Consider the following 18,806-nt stretch of genomic DNA (forward strand, 5'->3'; position numbering starts at 1 on the left):
TTTAAATATGGCTTTACTAGTAAAAAAATTTGGCGGTACTTCTGTAGGTGATATTAAAAAAATTAAAAATATTGCAAGTAGCATCTGTCAAAGTAAAGAAGCAGGAAATGAAATTGTCGTAGTTGTCTCTGCAATGGGGCAAACTACAGATGATTTAAATTGTTTAGCGGAATCAATTAGTAAAAATCCTAATCGAAGAGAATTGGATATGCTTCTTTCAACTGGAGAGCAAGTAACCATAGCTCTTCTATCAATGGCATTAAACGAATACGGAATACCCGCAATTTCAATGACCGGTAGCCAGGTTGGAATTATTACTGAATCAATTCATGGGAAAGCGAGAATTCTGGATATTAAGACAGAAAGGATCCGAAATTATATAAATCAGGGTTTTGTAGTTGTAGTGGCTGGATTTCAAGGAACAACATTAAGCCATACGGGTTCAATGGAAATTACAACTTTGGGAAGAGGTGGTTCAGATACTTCCGCAGTAGCTTTATCAACAGCTTTAGGCGCTGAAACGTGCGAAATTTATACAGACGTTCCGGGAGTTCTTACTACTGATCCAAGAATTGTTCCTAATGCAAAACTCTTAGATGAAATTAGCTGCGAGGAAATGCTTGAACTTGCAAGTGTCGGTGCTTCAGTTTTGCATCCAAGAGCAGTAGAAATTGCTCGCAATTATGGAATTAAATTGTGTGTCAAATCAAGCCAAAGTGACTCAAGTGGGACTCTCCTAGAAAGTCAAATCCAACCTCTCCCGCTAAAAAGAGGAAGCTTAGAATTAACAAAAACAGTCAATAGTCTTGAGGTGTTAGAAAACCAAGCAGTATTCAGTCTCTCAAATATTCCTGATAGGCCTGGGATTGCTGCTCAAATATTTGAAAAACTTTCAGAAGCAAGTATTAGTGTAGATTTAATAATACAAGCGACAAATGATGGAAATAAAAACGATATTACATTTACCGTTAGTGAATTAGAAGTTAAAAAAACTGCAGAACAATGTGAACTTATAACTAGTCAATTAGGAGGAGAATATAACTTAAAAACAAAAATGACTAAATTAAGTATTCAAGGAGCAGGCATTATGGGCAGACCTAGTGTTTCAGCTGATTTATTTGATACTTTATCTCAAGCGAATATAAATGTGAGGTTAATAGCTACTAGTGAAATTAAAGTCAGCTGTGTAATTGAAATCGATAATATACCAAAAACTATTAGATTTGTTGCTGAGAAATTTAAGTTATCCGATACACAAATATTTGTTAATCCAATCAATGAAAAACAAGATCAACCTGAAGTAAGAGGAATTGCATTAGATAAAAACCAAGTTCAAGTAAGTTTTCGAAAACTGCCTGATCGTCCAGGTGTAGCAGCATCGATATGTTTAGCATTAGCTGAAAATAATTTACTTATCGATACTATCGTTCAGTCTGAAAGAATTTCCTCTTTAAAAACTAAGGATATTAGTCTTACAATGAATAAACAAGATAGAGAAAAAGCTAACTTAGTTTTTGAGGCCTTAACAAAAAAATTACCCGGATCATACATTGAAGATGGCCCTGCTATAGCCAAAGTAAGTACCGTAGGAGCGGGAATGGCATTTAAGGTTGGAACGGCTGGAAAAATATTTAGAGCATTGGCTGACCAAAATATCAATATTGAAATGATTGCCACTAGTGAAATCAGGACTTCATGTATTGTTTTAGAAAAAGATTGTGACAAAGCAGTTAATGCTATTCATAATCATTTCGAATTAGAAAAATAAATTCTTTTTAATTATTTCTTGCCAATTTTTGTCTTAATTTTTTGATTCTATCCCTCAAATTTGCTGCTTCTTCAAAATTTAACTCTTTTGCTGCATCTTTCATTTTAATTTCTAACTTTTCTATCAAGTCAGGCAATTCTTCGAGCAAACATTGATTATCACCGGAACTGAGAATTGCGTCAGTTTTGTTATTAACTATATTTATTAAATCTTTAGATAAACCACCAGCATCTAGTCTTCTGGAAAGTTCTAGAAAAGATAATATTGAATTTTCTATTTTTTTGCCTGCAGGTTTTGGAGTAATACCATTGACTTGGTTATATTTTTTTTGAATAGTTCTTCTTCTTTCAGTTTCAGATATTGCTCTTTTCATTGAATCTGTGAAGTTATCTGCATAAAGCAAAGCAACACCTTCAACATGTCTTGCAGCTCTGCCTATTGTTTGAATCAATGACCTCTCAGCTCTGAGAAAACCTTCTTTATCAGCATCTAAAATGGCAACTAAGGATACTTCAGGAAGATCTAGTCCCTCTCTTAATAAATTAACTCCTACCAAAACATCATATTCGCCCATTCTGAGGTCTTGAATAATTTCAATTCTTTCAATTGAATGGATTTCGGAATGCAAATATCTAACTCTTACTTTATTTTCAGATAAAAAATCTGTTAGATCTTCAGCCATTCTCTTAGTAAGTGTTGTCACTAGCACTCGTTGATTCTTATCAGCTCTAATTCTTATTTCAGATAACAGATCTTCTATTTGGCCCTCACTAGGTCTTACATCAATTACAGGATCTAATACCCCAGTTGGTCTTATAACTTGCTCAATAAATTCACCATCACATTGATCTAATTCCCATTGACCTGGGGTTGCACTAATAAATAATGTTTGTTTTGATTTTTCCCAAAACTCTTCACATTTTAAAGGTCTATTATCTGCAGCACTGGGCAATCTAAAACCATGATCTATTAAAACTTTTTTTCTAGATTGATCACCGTTGTACATCGCGTGAAGTTGAGGACATGTTACATGACTCTCATCAACTACCAACAACCAATCTTTGGGAAAGTAATCTATTAAGCATTCTGGCGGTGAACCTTCCTTCCTCCCTGATAAATGACGAGCATAATTCTCAACTCCATTACAATAGCCAACCTCTTTGAGCATTTCTAAATCATATTTTGTGCGTTGTTCTAGACGTTGAGCCTCTAATAATTTTCCTTCATATGTAAATTTATCTAGTTGAGTTTTTAATTCACTTCTAATTGCACTTATTGCACTCTCAAGTCTTTCTTTTGGGGTCACAAAATGCTTCGCTGGGTAAACGCTAACTTGTTCCAAACTTTCAAGTATTTCTCCTGTAGTAGGGTCAACATATCTAATAGCTTCGACTTCATCACCAAATAATTCAATTCTAATTAATCTATCCTCATAAGCTGGACCGATTTCTAAAACATCGCCTTTAATTCTGAATCTGCCTCTAGTAATTTCAATATCATTTCTAGTGTATTGATTTTCAACGAGAGACCTCAAAGAGGAACGTAGATTTATTGATTTTCCCACTTCAAATTTAACCGCAGCTTTTAAATACTCACTCGGTATACCAAGACCATAAATGCAACTTATTGAGGCTACAACAATTACATCTTTTCTTTCAAATAATGAGCGTGTTGCAGAATGCCTAAGCATATCTATTTCTTCATTGATTGAAGCCGTTTTGGCTATGTAAGTATCACTTACGGGTACATAAGCTTCAGGTTGATAATAATCGTAGTAAGAAATGAAGTACTCAACAGCATTTTTTGGAAAAAATTCCCTTAATTCATTACATAGTTGTGCAGCTAAAGTTTTGTTATGGGCTAATACAAGTGCCGGTCTTCCTGTTTGTTGTATTACATTCGCAATAGTAAATGTTTTACCAGTTCCAGTAGCTCCTAAAAGAGTCTGAAACTCTTTACCAGTATTGACGCCTTTAACTAATTGTTTAATAGCTTCTGGTTGATCTCCATTTGGTTCGTAAGGAGCTTGAAGCTTATAGTTGTTCATCAACCTTGTAGCAAAAGGGTATAGCTATACTAAGAAATTTTTTCTCCAATTATTGAATTTTTCAAAGATTCTTTTAAGCCCCTAACAACCGCAATCATCGATATTAAATCATCTAATTTATTAACTACAGATCCAACGCCAACTGCTGAGGCTCCAGAGGATATTGCTAGTGGACAAGTTACTTGGCTTAATCCAGAGGCACTCATGATTGGTATATTAAGAGATTGTTTCTTAAATTCTTGATGAATAGCATAGGTAGCTGCAAGAGTTGGTACTGATTTTTCAAAAAAGCCTTGAATTCCTGAAGAGTAAGGAGTAGAACTGGTGCCACCTTCTGTTTGAATAATATCAACACCTTCTTCCACTAGCTTTATAGCAAGATCAACTTGTTTATCAATAGGCATAGTATGAGGAACAGTTACTGATAAAGGAACATTAGGCAATAAATCCCTCGTCTCTTTTGTAATGTTTAAAACTTTTTTTTCTGAAAAATTAATGCCTTTTTCATAAAAAGTATCATAATTTCCTATTTCAATTAATGATGCTCCTGCTTTTACAGAATCTTGAAAAGATTGAGGTACTACTGAACTAACACAAACGGGTAGTGTTGAATTTTTAAGTACTAAATCAACTAGTTCAGGTTTACAAGCAATATCTACAAGATCTGCACCTCCTAATGAAGCAGCCTCAACAATTATTTTCACAGATTGAACATCGAAATTATTCAATCCTGAAATAACTTTGAGTAAAGATTTGCTTCTTAACTCTTCTTTGATTTTTTGTGGCAAAAGATTAATCAGACTCATTTACTTAATGAATTTATTACCCGATTGTGACATTGTTTTAGTAAAACAGTGCATTTTTTAAAAAATATTATCTGAGCAACACAAAATGTCTGATAAAAAATTAACTCAGAAAAATTGGTCATCTTGGCATCATAAGCTTCACAAAGAGATTCTTAGCAAAAAAATATTAATTCCCAAAGGATCTAATATTTTAATAAGTGTTTCAGGAGGACAAGACTCCATGGTCTTATTAACACTAATTAATGACCTAAAAAAAATTCATAATTGGTCTATTAGTGTTTGGCATGGTGATCATCAGTGGCACGAAAAATCCTCAGTGTATGCTCTTGAATTAAAAAGTTATTGCGAAGATAAAAATATTTCATTCTATTTTGATAAAGCACAAAAAGAAAACATTTCTTCAGAAGAAAAAGCGAGAGAATGGAGATATAAAAAATTATGTGAAAGGGCCAAAACTTTATTAAATAAGTACCAGCAAAAACAAAATATTTATTTGTTAACTGGTCACACGAGTAGTGATAACGCAGAAACATTTATCCTCAATTTATCTAGAGGGAGCAATTTTGCCGGCCTGAGTAATATTGAGAGCAAAAGATTACTAGAAAATCAAATTTTTTTAATAAGGCCAATATTGATTTTCAGTAGAGAAGATACACAACAAATTTGTAATAATATGAAAATCCCTGTCTGGGAAGATCCTACAAATACAGATCTTAAATTAAAAAGAAATTTAGTTAGAAAAAAAATTATTCCAGCTTTAGAAGTTATCTATCCAGGTTGTTCTGAAAGGATAAATAATTTTTCCCAAAAAATGAGCAATTACAATAATGAACGTAATGATCTTAGTGAACTAGCATACCTATATTGTAAAGATGTGAAAGGTATCAATAGAAATCTCTTAAATAACATGTGTGTTGAAGCAAGGTGCACAATCTTAAATAAATTTTTAAAAGAAATATCTGCAAAGCAATGGAGTTCTAAAAATCTAACAAAATTAGCAACTTCAATTTATGAAAAAAATAAAGGTCAAATTAACTTACAAGAGTTTTTAAAAATTGTTTGGAATAAAAACTATATAAATTTTGAAAAAGTTAAGATGTGACAGCAGATCTTCTTCTTCTTGTTCTACCTTCAAATGAATCTTCTATAGCAGTATCAGCTGTTGGATTCTTTGAAACTTTTGGACTTTTTTGGGTATTTTGTGGATTATTTGAACTATTCGGGTGATTATTATTAGATTTCTTATGGAAATTATTATTTCTATTTCTATTGGAAAAATTTTTCTCTTCAGTAATCTTTGGAATATAAGCACGAGTTCCACTTGGAGCAGGTTGAACTAAACACAAAATAAGTGGTTCAACTTGTAATTCTCTTCTCATTCTTCTCGATAAACCATTTTCAATTTCTCTTTGTACACCAATCCAATCTACTTCAAAATTATTCGGTCCAGTTTGCCTGGATAATTGTTTCCATCTATTTTCTAAGACCCAGCTTATTTCTCGTTCTGTCCACATAGACATTTTTCTTGGCTCTGCAGTAGTTACAACTCCTCTTAAATTCACTCTGGGAGGCGCAACCATCTTCCCATCTGTACTAATAGGAGCTAAAACAGTTACTACACCATCCCCAGCTAATTGCTGCCTTTCCTTTAATACTCGAGCATCTACTATCCCGTTTCGTGAGTTATCAAGCAGTTCAACTCCAGCTTTTACAGGATCACCCTTTTGAATAGAATTAGGTGTTAACTCAACTACATCTCCATTTTCAATAATTAAAATATTATCCTTTGGAACCCCCATAGTTTGTGCACTCTTGCCATGACAAACAAGCATTCTATGTTCTCCATGAACTGGAACAAAAAACTTAGGTTTTGCAAGAGCCAACATTAACTTTTGATCTTCTTGAAAACCATGACCAGAAACATGAATATTCTCACCCTTTCCATAAACAACCTTTGCTCCGAGTTTCATTAATCTATCTATTGTATTAACAACAGAAATCGTATTACCAGGAATTGGGCTGGCTGAAAATATTACAGTATCGGTAGTCTTAAGACGAACATGCTGATGTTCACCACGAGATATTCTGCTTAACGCTGCTAGGGGTTCTCCTTGACTTCCAGTCATTAATAATAAGGTCTCTCTATCTGGCAAATCTCTAATTTGCTTGATAGGAACAAACAAATCATCTGGGCATTTCATATAACCAATATCTCTCGCCTTAGCAATAACATTTATCATCGATCTACCTAACAAACCGACCTTTCTTCCATGTTTCATGGCCAACTCTAAGATCATTGTCACTCTATGAACAGAACTAGCAAAAGTGGTAAGGATAACTCGTTCTTTTGCCTCCGCAATATGTTTTTCTAAAGAGGGATAAATAGTCTTCTCAGAGGGACAAAAGCCTGGAACTTCGGCATTAGTCGAATCACTGAACATACATAAAACGCCCTTCTCTCCATAATGCACCATTCTTTCAATATCAAATTGCTCTCCGTCAACTGGCATATGATCAAATTTAAAATCTCCTGTGAAAATAATTGTGCCAACAGGTGTTGTAACTGCTAAAGAAAAACTATCACAAATAGAATGGGTATTTCGAATAAATTCAACAGAAAAATGTTGTCCAACTTTTACAACATCTCTTGGATTTACTGTCTGTATAGTTGTTCTATCAGATACCCCTGCTTCCTCCATTTTTCCTCTAAGCATTGACATTGCCAGTCTTGGGCCATAAATAATCGGAATATTAAAATGCTTTAGATGATGAGAAATACCTCCAATATGATCTTCATGACCGTGAGTGACAATCATTCCTTTAATTCTTCTTTGATTTTCTTTTAAAAAAGTTGTATCTGGCATAACAACGTTTACCCCATGCATACCATCAGATGGGAAAGCTAAGCCTGCATCAACAAGCATCAACTCATCACCATATTCAAAAACACAAGTGTTTTTTCCTATTTCATGTAGTCCTCCAAGAGGTATTACGCGTAATGCTGGCGTATTACTTTTAGATCTAGATGAATCATTAGTAGATCTATTTACAGTTGAATTTGTACTTGATTGCATAATTTTGAAATTTATGAAGGCCTGCTTGTAATCAAATAAGGTTTATTTAAATTTAATTATCAAGTTAAATATAATCCCTATTATAGGGATTTCAGGATAAAAGATAATTGCTTTTTCATGTCATTGCTTAATGGTGACAAAGGACTTCTAGGATTACCCACATTCCACCCAGATAGCTCTAAGGCAGCCTTAATCGGGATTGGATTAGTAGTCATAAAGAGTGCTTTGAAAAGAGGCTGAAGTTTTTCGTGAATAGAAAGCGCCTTGGACACATCTCCACTCTGAAAGGAAAGAATCATCTCTTTCAATTGCAATCCAACTAAATGGCTTGCAACACTTACTACTCCTACAGCACCTACAGATAACATTGGAAGCAACAATGAATCGTCGCCACTATATACAGAGAGTTCAGAGCCACAAATAGCTCTTATTTCTGTTACTTCCTCTATTCTACCGCTTGCAGCTTTAATACTGAGAATATTAGAGAAATCCATAAGTTTCTTTACAGTATCAGGTAATAAATTGCATCCAGTCCTTCCTGGAATGTTATAGAGCATTAGAGGCAAATCCTTTGCGGAATTAGCAATAGAACTGAAATGTTTAAAAAGACCTTCTTGAGGTGGCTTATTGTAATAAGGAACAACGACCAAAGCACCGTCGGCACCAGAGTCGTAGGCTTTTTTTGTAGCTTCCACAGCCTCGCTTGTACAGTTACTACCAGTGCCAACTATTACTTTACAGCTTGAATCCAAAGATCCTTTTACCGCAATAAATAAATCATGCTGTTCAGTCCATGAAAGAGTCGGAGATTCTCCAGTAGTGCCACATAACACTATTCCGTCGGAACCGTTCTCATAAAGATAATTTGAGAGTTTAATAGCTAGTTCATAATCTACATCTCCACTTTCAGTAAATGGAGTAACCATTGCAGTCAATATTTTTCCAAATAGTGGGTTATTACACTCAGTTTTTTCTAGAATCATTTTTTTGGAATTAATAACTCAGCTATTTGAACAGCATTAAGAGCTGCGCCTTTTCTTATTTGATCTCCACATAACCATAATTCTAATCCATTAGGCTGACTTATATCAGTTCTTAGCCTGCCAACAGCAACATTATCCCTTCCCATAACGTCATTTGGCATAGGAAATCTATTATTTTTGTAATCCTCAATAATTTCAATTCCTGGAGATTTTTTTAATTCTTTAAGTGCATCTTTAGGCTCAACTACTCCAGCAAATTCAATATTGATCGATTCAGAATGTGCTCTTAGTACTGGAACTCGAACACATGTAGCAGAGATCCTTAAATCAGAAATATTTAATATTTTCCTGGTCTCATTAACCATTTTCATCTCTTCTTCGCAGTAATTATTTGCAAGCATTGGTGAATTATGTAAAAACAAATTAAAAGCCAGTGAATATGGCAAAACTTCACTTTTTTGAGGATTACCATGAAGGTATTTTTCAGTTAAAAGTTTGAGTTCCTCCATCGCTAATTGGCCTGCCCCACTTACAGATTGATATGTTGAGACAACAACTCTTTGAATAGTAGAAAGTTTATTTAATGGAGCTAAAACTAATGTCAACAAAATTGTAGTGCAGTTTGGATTAGCTATTACCCCATCATGATTAAGTGCTTCACTAGCATTAACTTCAGGAACTATAAGAGGTACATTCTTATCTAATCTAAAAGCGCTTGAATTATCTATCAATAAAGCATTTTGTTCGATAATGGTAGACAACCATTTTTTTGAAATACTTCCACCAGCTGAAGCTAAAACTAAATCAAGATTCAGAAATTCTTCCTTAGTTGTTTTTTTTGTAACTAATTCTTCACCTTTCCAAATAATTTTTTTTCCTTCTGAACGTTCTGATGAAAGCAAGACCAATTCTGATATTGGGAAATCACGTTGTTCAAGAATTTTCAGTAATTCAGATCCCACAGCACCTGAAGAACCTAAAACAGCAACTTTTAATGGCCTATTAGGCAAATACGGAGATTGTCTCACACTTTAAAATGATTTTTATAAATAGATTGACTATTTTTTTTACTTTATCAAAAAATTAACTTTCAAGGAAATCACATAATGTGAAATAATTAAGGTTCGGCTCATAGTAATAAATTAGAAAAACATGGCTAAAGATGCACTAATAGTCAAAACAACTCCTCTGCCTCAAAGTAGAATTTCATTCGAATTAGAAATACCATCTGAGACATGCAAAACGTGTGTAAATGAAACAATCAGTTCTATCAGTCGTTCGGCTAAAATTCCGGGATTTAGACTTGGTAAGATTCCTAAACAAGTCTTAATCCAAAGAATTGGCATTACACAATTACATGCCTCTGCTCTGGAAAAAATTATTGATAAATCATGGCAAGAAGCGTTAAAAATAAAATCTATAGAGCCACTAAGTGAGCCAGAATTGGTAGATGGATTTGAATCTTTACTTGCAAAGTTTAGTCCTGAAAAACCACTCAAGGTTACTCTTCAAACTGATGTTGCCCCAGAATTAAAACTTAAAAAATCCAAAGGACTAAGTGTTGAAATATCAAAGACAAAGTTTGATCCTAAGTCAATAGATGAAGCGCTAGAAAAATCTAGAAATCAGTTTGCAAACATTATTCCAGTTACCAATAGAGCAGCAAAATTAGGAGATATTGCTGTAGTTAGTTTCAAAGGAAAATATAAAGATTCCGGGAAAGAGATTGATGGTGGAACAAGTGAATCAATGGATCTTGAGTTAGAAAAGAACAAAATGATTCCCGGTTTCGTTGAGGGAATCGTAAAGATGAAAATTGGTGATACTAAAACACTTAACCTTAAATTTCCTGATGATTATTCTCATGAGGATTCAAGAGGCAAAGAAGCAATTTTTGAAGTAAATCTTAAGGATCTTAAGGAAAAAGAATTGCCTGAACTTAATGACGATTTTGCAAAACAGTCTGGCAACAAAGAATCATTAAAAGAGTTAAAGAAAGATATTGAAAAGCAACTTAAAGATAATTTTAAAAAAACTCAAAAAGATATCAAAATTGAAGCTTTATTAGATGCCTTAACAGACGAATTGGTTGCTGAAATTCCAAAATCTATGATTGATATAGAAGTGAGGAATAATATTGAACAAACCGCTCAAAGATTTGCTCAACAAGGTCTTGATGTAAAATCTACTTTCACTCCGGAATTAGTTAAGTCATTAGCAGAGTCCACAAGGCCTCAAGCTGAAAAAAATGTTCAAAGAAATTTAGCTTTAAAAGCATTATCTGAAACAGAAAACATAAAAGTCGAGAAAGATGAAATTGATTTAAAAATGAAAGATTATGAAGATGCAATCTCTCAATCTTCAAAACAAATAGATATTAAAAGATTAGAAGAAGTAGTAAGTAACGATCTACTCAAAGAAAAATTAATAATTTGGCTTGAAGAAAATTCTGAAGTAAAAGAAAAAACTACAAAAACTTCTAAAGCTACAAAAACCTCCAAAACATCAAAAGCAGCAAAAACTACGACTAAAAATACAAAAACTACAGGAACTACAAAAACTCGAAATAAAAAAGAAAAAAAATAATTTATGAAATTTCCTACTAATTAAACAAAAACCCCCTAAATTATTTATAAGACGAAAACTAATTTGTGAACTCAGAAAAAAAACATTTAATCCAAAGCTCAATAAGTTCTTACGAAAGTAATCATAAAACTATTGCCGCTGTTCCCACCGTTATAGAACAATCAGGTAGAGGTGAACGAGCTTTTGATATATATTCAAGATTATTGAGGGAAAGAATAATTTTTTTAGGTACTGGAATTAATGATCAAGTATCTGACTCCCTTGTTGCACAATTATTATTTCTTGAAGCTGAAGATCCCGAAAAAGACATACAAATATATATCAATTCTCCTGGAGGCTCAGTAACTGCAGGAATGGCCATTTACGATACCATGCAACAAATATCGCCTGATGTAGTGACAATATGTTTTGGAGTAGCCGCAAGTATGGGGGCATTTCTACTTTCTGGAGGAGCAAAGGGGAAAAGATTGGCTTTACCTAATTCTAGGATTATGATTCATCAACCTCTGGGAGGTGCACAAGGTCAAGCAGTAGAGATTGAAATACAAGCTAAAGAAATACTTTTTCTCAAGAAAACATTAAATTCACTTTTAGCTGAACATACTGGTCAACCTTTAGAGAAAATTAATGAAGATACAGAAAGAGATTACTTTTTATCCCCCTCTGAAGCAGTCGAATATGGATTAATTGATAAAGTTATCAAAAAGTGACAAGGGGTTCTGATTTTTTAAGAATATGATGACGAATCGATATTTATGAGCAATCCTAGTGAATAGGGAATATTTAACACCTTTCACTTTAAAAACTTATAATCGATGGCTAAATTCGACGCCCATCTTAAATGTTCATTTTGCGGGAAGTCACAAGACCAAGTAAGAAAGCTTATAGCTGGTCCTGGGGTTTATATCTGTGATGAGTGCATAGACCTTTGTAATGAGATTCTCGACGAAGAACTACTTGATAATCAAGCGAACACAAACAACTCTCCACAAGTAAAAAAGAAATTACCAACTGATAATCCAAAAAAATCTGTTCCTTTAGAATTAACCTCAATTCCTAAGCCATTAGAAATAAAAAGTTTTCTAGATAATCAAGTTGTTGGACAAGAATCTGCAAAAAAAATATTATCAGTAGCCGTATACAATCACTACAAGCGATTAGCTTGGAAAGTTAAAGAAGATAGTAAAAATAGCAATTCAACTGATTCACAAGCAACTAAATTACAAAAATCAAATATTTTACTCATCGGCCCTACTGGAAGTGGAAAAACATTATTGGCGCAAACTTTAGCAGAGTTTTTAGATGTTCCTTTTGCAGTAGCTGATGCAACGACTTTGACAGAAGCTGGATATGTTGGGGAGGATGTAGAAAACATACTTTTAAGACTTCTACAGAAATCAGAAATGAATGTAGAACTAGCTCAAAAAGGAATTATATATATTGATGAAATAGATAAAATTGCAAGAAAAAGCGAGAATCCTTCAATTACTAGAGATGTCTCCGGTGAAGGGGTACAGCAAGCATTATTAAAAATGCTTGAAGGAACAATTGCTAATGTGCCACCTCAAGGCGGAAGAAAACATCCTTATCATGACTGCATCCAAATTGATACGAGTCAAATACTATTTATTTGTGGGGGAGCTTTTATAGGTTTAGAGGATATCGTTCAAAAGCGTATGGGTAAACACTCTATAGGATTTACCACCAATTCAGATCAAAACAAAATTGATACAAAAAAAATAGTAGACCCAAGAGATTCCCTGAAAAATTTAGAATTAGATGACTTAGTGAAATATGGCCTAATTCCAGAATTTATTGGAAGAATTCCGGTTTGTGCTGTATTAGATCGTCTTACTAAAGAAACTTTAGAATCTATTTTAACTCAACCAAGAGATGCATTAGTAAAGCAATTCAAAACTTTGCTAAGTATGGATAATGTTGAATTATCATTTGAGCCTGATTCTGTTGAAGCGATAGCAAATGAAGCATACAAAAGAAAAACAGGTGCAAGAGCATTAAGATCAATAATTGAAGAGCTAATGCTAGACATAATGTACACTTTGCCTTCTGAAGAAAATGTAAAAGAATTCACAATTACGAAAAAAATGGTAGATAATCTGTTCTCATCTAAAATTGTTAAACTACCTTCAGGATCAAAAAGAATCATCAAAGAGTCTGCATAAAATTAGAGTTTAATTTTTTTAATTGAATCCCTAATTTTTCTAATTAATGAAAAATAAATGCCAAATATACATAAGCCTTTTCATCAAAAATATAGACCAAATAACTTAGACGAACTGGTTGGGCAAAAATTTATATCCATTACACTCAAACAAGCTCTATTAACAAAAAAAATTGCTCCTGCATATCTTTTTAATGGTCCAAGAGGCACTGGAAAAACATCGAGTGCAAGAATATTTGCAAAATCTCTAAATTGCCAGGCATTCGACCAACCTACGATAACTCCTTGTTGTAAATGTGACTTATGTAGACAAATTACAGATGGGAGCGCTCTAGATATTATCGAGATTGATGCCGCATCAAATACAGGAGTAGAAAATATAAGAGAAATTATAGAAAGAGCGAGATTTGCACCTACTCAAGCGAGATGGAAAGTCTATGTAATTGATGAATGTCATATGCTTTCAACGGCAGCTTCAAATGCTTTACTGAAAACTATTGAAGAACCGCCCTCAAGAGTTGTATTTATACTTGCTACGACAAATCCTGAGAGAGTATTAAATACAATAAAAAGTAGATGCCAAAAGTTTGATTTCAGAAGAATAAGCCCTAGTGATATTTTTGAACATTTATCAGAAATCGCCGAAAAAGAATCGATTAAGTACGAAGTTCAGGCGTTAAAAATGATTGCAAAAAGGTCTAATGGAGGTATGAGAGATGCACAAAGCCTCCTTGAACAATTGAATCTTTTACCTGAAGGGATAACAACTAATAATATCCAAAACCTCCTAGGAGAAGTATCAGAAAGTGAATTAACAAATCTGATTAAATCATTGGTTGAGAATAATCCAGAGTCATTAATTGACACCTGCAACAAATTATATGATGCCGGAAACGAACCTCTTCAAATAATTATCGGATTATTGAACATAACAAGAGATCTACTATTACACACTAATAATAATAAATATTCAGATCTTTATTATACGTCTGATGAATTTCGAGATGAGTTAGATAAAATCTCAAAAACAATAAATAAATCCACAATAATTAATTGGCATAATAATCTGAGAAATATTGAATATCAAATCAAATCAAGTGATAATCCAAGGCTTTGGTTTGAAATACATTTAACTGGTCTTCTGGATAGTCAAGAGATAAATAGTTTTGAAAATAAACAAGAAAGTAAAAATAATACGACTGAGGAGAAGCATGAAAGTAAAAAAAACATTCCAATTAATAAAAAAAATATTTCAGATGAGATGCCAAAACCAAGTATCCAAGAAGAGATAAAGCACAAGGAATTGATCGAAAAAAAAGACGAAAAATTAGTAAAATTTGAAGTTCTTGAAAAAGAAAGTATTGAAAATATTTCTGAAAATGACCAAAATAATCCTGGATCAAATTTAAAAGATAAATGGGAATTAATTCTTTCTAAAGTAGAGTTACCATCAACAAGAATGTTACTTTCACAACAAGCCGAACTTGAAAGTATTGATTCGGAAAAAATCACAATTGCATTATCTCCAAACTGGGAAAGTATGATAAAAAGCAGAAAAGTTATAATTGAAAATACTGTAAAAAAGATATTTGGAGATGGAATAATACTTAAATTTTCAACCAAACAATTAAATAAAAGTAACCCAACAAACACTCCAGAAATAACCCAAAATGAAGTAAATAATTTCCCACCAATAAAAAAAATAGAACCAAAAACTAATTCGTCAACAAAAATATCTAACGAGGAAACTTATGATGATAGTTCAAAAAACTTAGCAAATTTTTTTAATGGAGAAATTATAGAAATTGATGAATAGATTAAACTCCAGTATGAAGAGTCTTTCGCCAAAGTATCTTTTTGGGAAAAATAGACATCTTGATAGTTACCCAAGGGATTACTAAAAACCAATGTGATAAATAAAAAACCGATACAAATACCATCAAAAAATTGCTTTTTTGCAATACAGGTACTTCACTTTTACAAGAAGAACCGTACCAAAAAGCAATTCCAGATAACATAAAAGCTGTAAATGAAATAGGCCAGTAAATTGGTGAATCTAAAAAAGCAATACTGAAAACTAAATCAAAAATAGAAATGATTGGTAATGCATATTGCAAGATGAAAAAATAAGTTAAATCAAATTTCTGCAAATAATCAATTTTATTAGTAAATAATTGATCTCCATAATCGAAGAATCTTTGCAACCCCCCCTCTGCCCATCTTTGCCTTTGCGCTAATAAAGCATTTAAATTTTCAACTGCCTCCTCCATGACTGGAGGATCCCATAAGATTCCAATTTTAGATTTTGATAATAATAATCTTAAACTCAAATCAAGATCATCTGTAACTGTATCTTCATTAAAAGAACCACATGCTAATAATGTTTCTTTTTTAATTAATTGACCATTTCCCCTTAATTCGGAAACTCCAGCAACTGATAATCTTCCATATTGAAAGATTGCATCCATAGCCATCTCCATTGACTGACAGGAAGTTAAAAAATTCTTACTTACATTTGTTACTGATTTTCTTAGTTGAACTGCAGACCAATCACCCTCTTCTACAAAACTAAATAACCTTATCAAAGAATCTTGTTTTAATTCAGCATCAGCATCCAAAACTAATAGCCATTCACCATGGGTAAATTTCAAGGCATAATTCAAAGCTCCTGACTTTCCTCCTCCTGCATTTGGAGAACGACTTATGACTTTTAGCTTGTCATATTGTCTAGATAATCGATCTAAAATTAAGGGCGTCTTATCAGAACTACCATCATCGATTATGTAAATATTTAATTTATTGGTTGGATAATCTAAACTAAATAATCTTTCAACTAATCTTGATATGACATTCTCTTCATCTCTAGCTGCAACTAAAATATCAAGCACAGGTAACTCTTTATTGCTAATTCTTCTGCTTACAGTATTTAAAACATTGTTCCTTTTGAAATTTCTAGAAATAACTATTAAACCGTAAAAAACAATCACAAAAGAAAGAGTCAATATTATGTAAAAGAAATTTTCGATATTGTTAGCATGAGGAATAAAAGCGACTAAAAAACAAGCACTAAGAAATATAAACGACTTCAATCTTCGATTTTTATAAAAACCCTTACTCATAAAAGTAAATTGTTAATTACTTAACTTCCATTGAGACAATATCTCAAATTTTCTTAGTTTTGCATTTCGATAGTAATGATTCAATATTTGTTCATAAGAGAATCCTAATTTAGCCATTTCAATTGCTCCTGACTGAGATAAACCTACACCATGACCGAAACCTCCTCCTCTCAAAAGCCATAAATCATCATTTAATTTATTAATAGTAAACAAATTACTAGGTATAAAATTTAATACCCGTCGAATATCATCTTTAACAAGAACAATAGATTTATTACCCTTGTCCGTTTGTATTTCCAATTTTGTCACTCTGCCACTAGACCCACGTTCAATAGAATTTAAATCCAAAACATCTTCATTAATATTTATAAGTTTGTTTTTAATTAACTTTTCTTTAATTTCAAGATTAGAAATTTTCTTATTCCATCGAAAAAGAGAATGATTACTCCCATAAAACTGTTCTTTATCAAAATCTAAAAAATTATTTAAATAAGATTCATTTGTAATTGGAAGTTTAAAAATTTTATTTAATGATTTAGAACCATCAATGATTGAATTGAAATAAGAATAATCTTGAATTTGCCAAGACTCGCCTGCAGTAGCAGATACTCCACCATTAGAGCCATGGTAAAAAGCATTTATTGGTTGATTTTCATGAGTGAGAATTAAATTTGAAGTTTCGTCTATGGCTTTTTGTACGTTTTTATATGAAATTTCAGAAGGCTTATAAACTTGGCATTGAGTGCTTATACATAAATGATATTTATCCATATTAAATCTATCAGAATTAAATATGCCCCAAGTTCTTGCAATAACTGCTTGAGCCTTGAGTGCTTCTAAAGGAGAATTCGGTCCAATTTCATATGGCAAAACACCTGCCAAATAGTCATCAAATTCAATTTTTTGAACTAAGGTCCAAGTTCCATATAAATCCTTTATTAAATAAAAATTTTTGCCAAAATTTACACCATTTATTTTTATTTTCTCTTCAGAATAAATATATATAGGACCTTCAAGTTGCATACTACTGTAGTCATTTCTAAGAAGAGGAGTAATTTGAAAATTTTTTATTTTTCTGAAAATCTTATTTTTCAATTCAAACTCTGGCAGATCATCTTGAAATGGAATCCATACTTCCCAATTCTTAGGGTAGGCAACAGTAGTCTCAAATCCTTTATCTCTTAGTTTGTCTGATTGTTTTTTTGCCGATTCATAGCTAGCAAAAGGACCAAAAACAATTCTTTCAATTGTTTTTGGATTTTTGACGGGAATATCCGCCCAGGTAATATTTATCTGTTTTGATTTATGTTTAATACCGTTGGACGATATCAAATTTAAAAAACCTTTATTAGTTGTAAAGTTTATATTCTTTTTCTCCGAAAAACTATCATTCTCGCCGCCTAAATGTTGCTTTAAACCAATTAAAAATTTTCCTTTTTTAATTTCATTATGGAGTTCAACCTTTAGTAATTCTTCTCCTTTTGCATTTGAAATAAATTTAGTGTTTATTATTAAAAGAGAAATAAAGCCTAAAAATAAGTTTAAAAAGGCAAATTTAAGTTTCATAAATTAGAACTTTCCTTATCAATTAAAAACTTTAATTTGCACCAATGCGTATAAAGGTTTAGATTATCCTAATTAAACACATTTGACTTAAATGTCTAAACTAAAAACTCGTAAATCAGCTGCCAAAAGATTTAAAGCTACTGCGACGGGTAAATTCATGAGAAGAAGAGCTTTCCATAATCATTTACTTGATCATAAAAGCTCAAAATTAAAAAGACATCTATCAACAAAAGCCGTAGTTGATGAAAGAGATGCTGATAATGTAAAATTAATGATTCCATACGCATAAATCTTTAACCAATTTTTATTAGATATTCATGGCACGGGTAAAAAGAGGCAACATAGCCAGAAAAAGAAGAAACAAAATCTTAAATCTTGCAAAAGGTTTTAGAGGCGGCAACAAAAATCTTTTCAGAACCGCAAACCAAAGAGTGATGAAAGCTCTTTGTAATGCGTATAGGGATAGAAGAAGAAGAAAAAGAGATTTTAGAAGACTTTGGATCTCTAGAATTAACGCATCTGCGAGAATAAATGGAACAAACTATAGCAAGTTAATAAATGGGATGAAAAATGCAGAAATTATCATCAACAGAAAAATGCTTGCTCAATTAGCCTTAAACGATCCTAAGTGTTTTGAAAAAATTGTTTCTTCCGTTAGTAAGTAGAAAAAAGAAT

The 18,806-nt window shown here is 32.5% G+C and carries 15 protein-coding genes; 8 read left to right on the plus strand and 7 right to left on the minus strand.

Annotated elements, in window-relative coordinates:
* Positions 1–7: 7 nt before the first annotated feature.
* A complete protein-coding gene (locus HA152_RS09585) occupies positions 8–1,768 on the plus strand; it encodes an aspartate kinase (protein ID WP_209135775.1) in 1,761 nt (586 codons plus the stop codon).
* Between the two features lie 7 nt (positions 1,769–1,775).
* Here the strand turns inward: HA152_RS09585 and uvrB are convergent, their stop codons facing one another.
* Both uvrB and HA152_RS09595 read right to left on the minus strand, forming a co-directional pair.
* A complete protein-coding gene (gene uvrB, locus HA152_RS09590) occupies positions 1,776–3,815 on the minus strand; it encodes an excinuclease ABC subunit UvrB (protein ID WP_209135776.1) in 2,040 nt (679 codons plus the stop codon).
* A gap of 29 nt (positions 3,816–3,844) precedes the next feature.
* Entirely contained in the window at positions 3,845–4,621 is a 777-nt protein-coding gene (locus HA152_RS09595) for a DUF561 domain-containing protein (RefSeq protein WP_209135777.1), read from the minus strand.
* Positions 4,622–4,706: 85 nt separating this feature from the next.
* Between HA152_RS09595 and tilS the strand changes: the two genes are divergently transcribed.
* The gene (tilS, locus tag HA152_RS09600) at positions 4,707–5,723 is read left to right on the plus strand and encodes a tRNA lysidine(34) synthetase TilS (protein WP_209135778.1); all 1,017 of its coding nucleotides are present in this window, start codon (positions 4,707–4,709) and stop codon (positions 5,721–5,723) included.
* Here tilS and HA152_RS09605 read toward each other — a convergent pair.
* From HA152_RS09605 to HA152_RS09615, 3 genes are all read right to left on the minus strand, one after another.
* Positions 5,713–7,695 (minus strand): ribonuclease J, encoded by a 1,983-nt coding sequence (locus HA152_RS09605; protein WP_209135779.1) that lies wholly within the window; start codon positions 7,693–7,695, stop codon positions 5,713–5,715. The two genes, tilS and HA152_RS09605, sit on opposite strands and share 11 nt — an antisense overlap.
* 80 nt (positions 7,696–7,775) lie before the next feature.
* Positions 7,776–8,678 carry a 4-hydroxy-tetrahydrodipicolinate synthase gene (gene dapA / locus HA152_RS09610; protein WP_209135780.1) on the minus strand — a complete coding sequence of 301 codons (903 nt, stop codon included), beginning with the start codon at positions 8,676–8,678 and terminating at the stop codon, positions 7,776–7,778.
* Positions 8,675–9,706 (minus strand): aspartate-semialdehyde dehydrogenase, encoded by a 1,032-nt coding sequence (locus tag HA152_RS09615; RefSeq protein WP_209135781.1) that lies wholly within the window; start codon positions 9,704–9,706, stop codon positions 8,675–8,677. Before HA152_RS09615 ends, dapA begins: the two co-directional genes overlap by 4 nt.
* A 124-nt stretch (positions 9,707–9,830) precedes the next feature.
* Here HA152_RS09615 and tig point away from each other — a divergent pair, with 124 nt between their 5' ends.
* The 4 genes from tig to HA152_RS09635 all read left to right on the plus strand — a co-directional run bounded on the left by tig (position 9,831) and on the right by HA152_RS09635 (position 15,262).
* On the plus strand, positions 9,831–11,264 hold the full coding sequence (gene tig / locus HA152_RS09620; RefSeq protein ID WP_209135782.1) for a trigger factor: 1,434 nt from the start codon (positions 9,831–9,833) through the stop codon (positions 11,262–11,264).
* A gap of 65 nt (positions 11,265–11,329) precedes the next feature.
* Positions 11,330–11,974, plus strand: coding sequence for an ATP-dependent Clp endopeptidase proteolytic subunit ClpP (gene clpP, locus HA152_RS09625; protein ID WP_025945500.1), 645 nt, complete (start codon positions 11,330–11,332; stop codon positions 11,972–11,974).
* A gap of 105 nt (positions 11,975–12,079) precedes the next feature.
* Positions 12,080–13,447, plus strand: coding sequence for an ATP-dependent protease ATP-binding subunit ClpX (gene clpX, locus HA152_RS09630; RefSeq protein ID WP_209135783.1), 1,368 nt, complete (start codon positions 12,080–12,082; stop codon positions 13,445–13,447).
* Positions 13,448–13,504: 57 nt separating this feature from the next.
* Entirely contained in the window at positions 13,505–15,262 is a 1,758-nt protein-coding gene (locus HA152_RS09635; RefSeq protein ID WP_209135784.1) for a DNA polymerase III subunit gamma/tau, read from the plus strand.
* Between the two features lies 1 nt (position 15,263).
* Here the strand turns inward: HA152_RS09635 and HA152_RS09640 are convergent, their stop codons facing one another.
* A complete protein-coding gene (locus HA152_RS09640; RefSeq protein ID WP_209135785.1) occupies positions 15,264–16,565 on the minus strand; it encodes a glycosyltransferase family 2 protein in 1,302 nt (433 codons plus the stop codon).
* A gap of 12 nt (positions 16,566–16,577) precedes the next feature.
* A complete protein-coding gene (locus HA152_RS09645; protein WP_209135786.1) occupies positions 16,578–18,131 on the minus strand; it encodes a SpoIID/LytB domain-containing protein in 1,554 nt (517 codons plus the stop codon).
* Positions 18,132–18,222: 91 nt separating this feature from the next.
* On the opposite strand from HA152_RS09645, the gene rpmI reads away from it, so the two are divergent.
* Both rpmI and rplT read left to right on the plus strand, forming a co-directional pair.
* A complete protein-coding gene (rpmI, locus tag HA152_RS09650; protein WP_002806185.1) occupies positions 18,223–18,420 on the plus strand; it encodes a 50S ribosomal protein L35 in 198 nt (65 codons plus the stop codon).
* 28 nt (positions 18,421–18,448) lie between these two features.
* Positions 18,449–18,796: a 50S ribosomal protein L20 gene (gene rplT, locus HA152_RS09655; RefSeq protein WP_025923700.1), complete on the plus strand. Its 348-nt coding sequence runs from the start codon at positions 18,449–18,451 to the stop codon at positions 18,794–18,796.
* Positions 18,797–18,806 lie beyond the last annotated feature (10 nt).

The sequence above is a fragment of the Prochlorococcus marinus XMU1412 genome (genome assembly GCF_017696315.1).
Taxonomy (GTDB): Bacteria; Cyanobacteriota; Cyanobacteriia; order PCC-6307; family Cyanobiaceae; genus Prochlorococcus_A; species Prochlorococcus_A marinus_AF.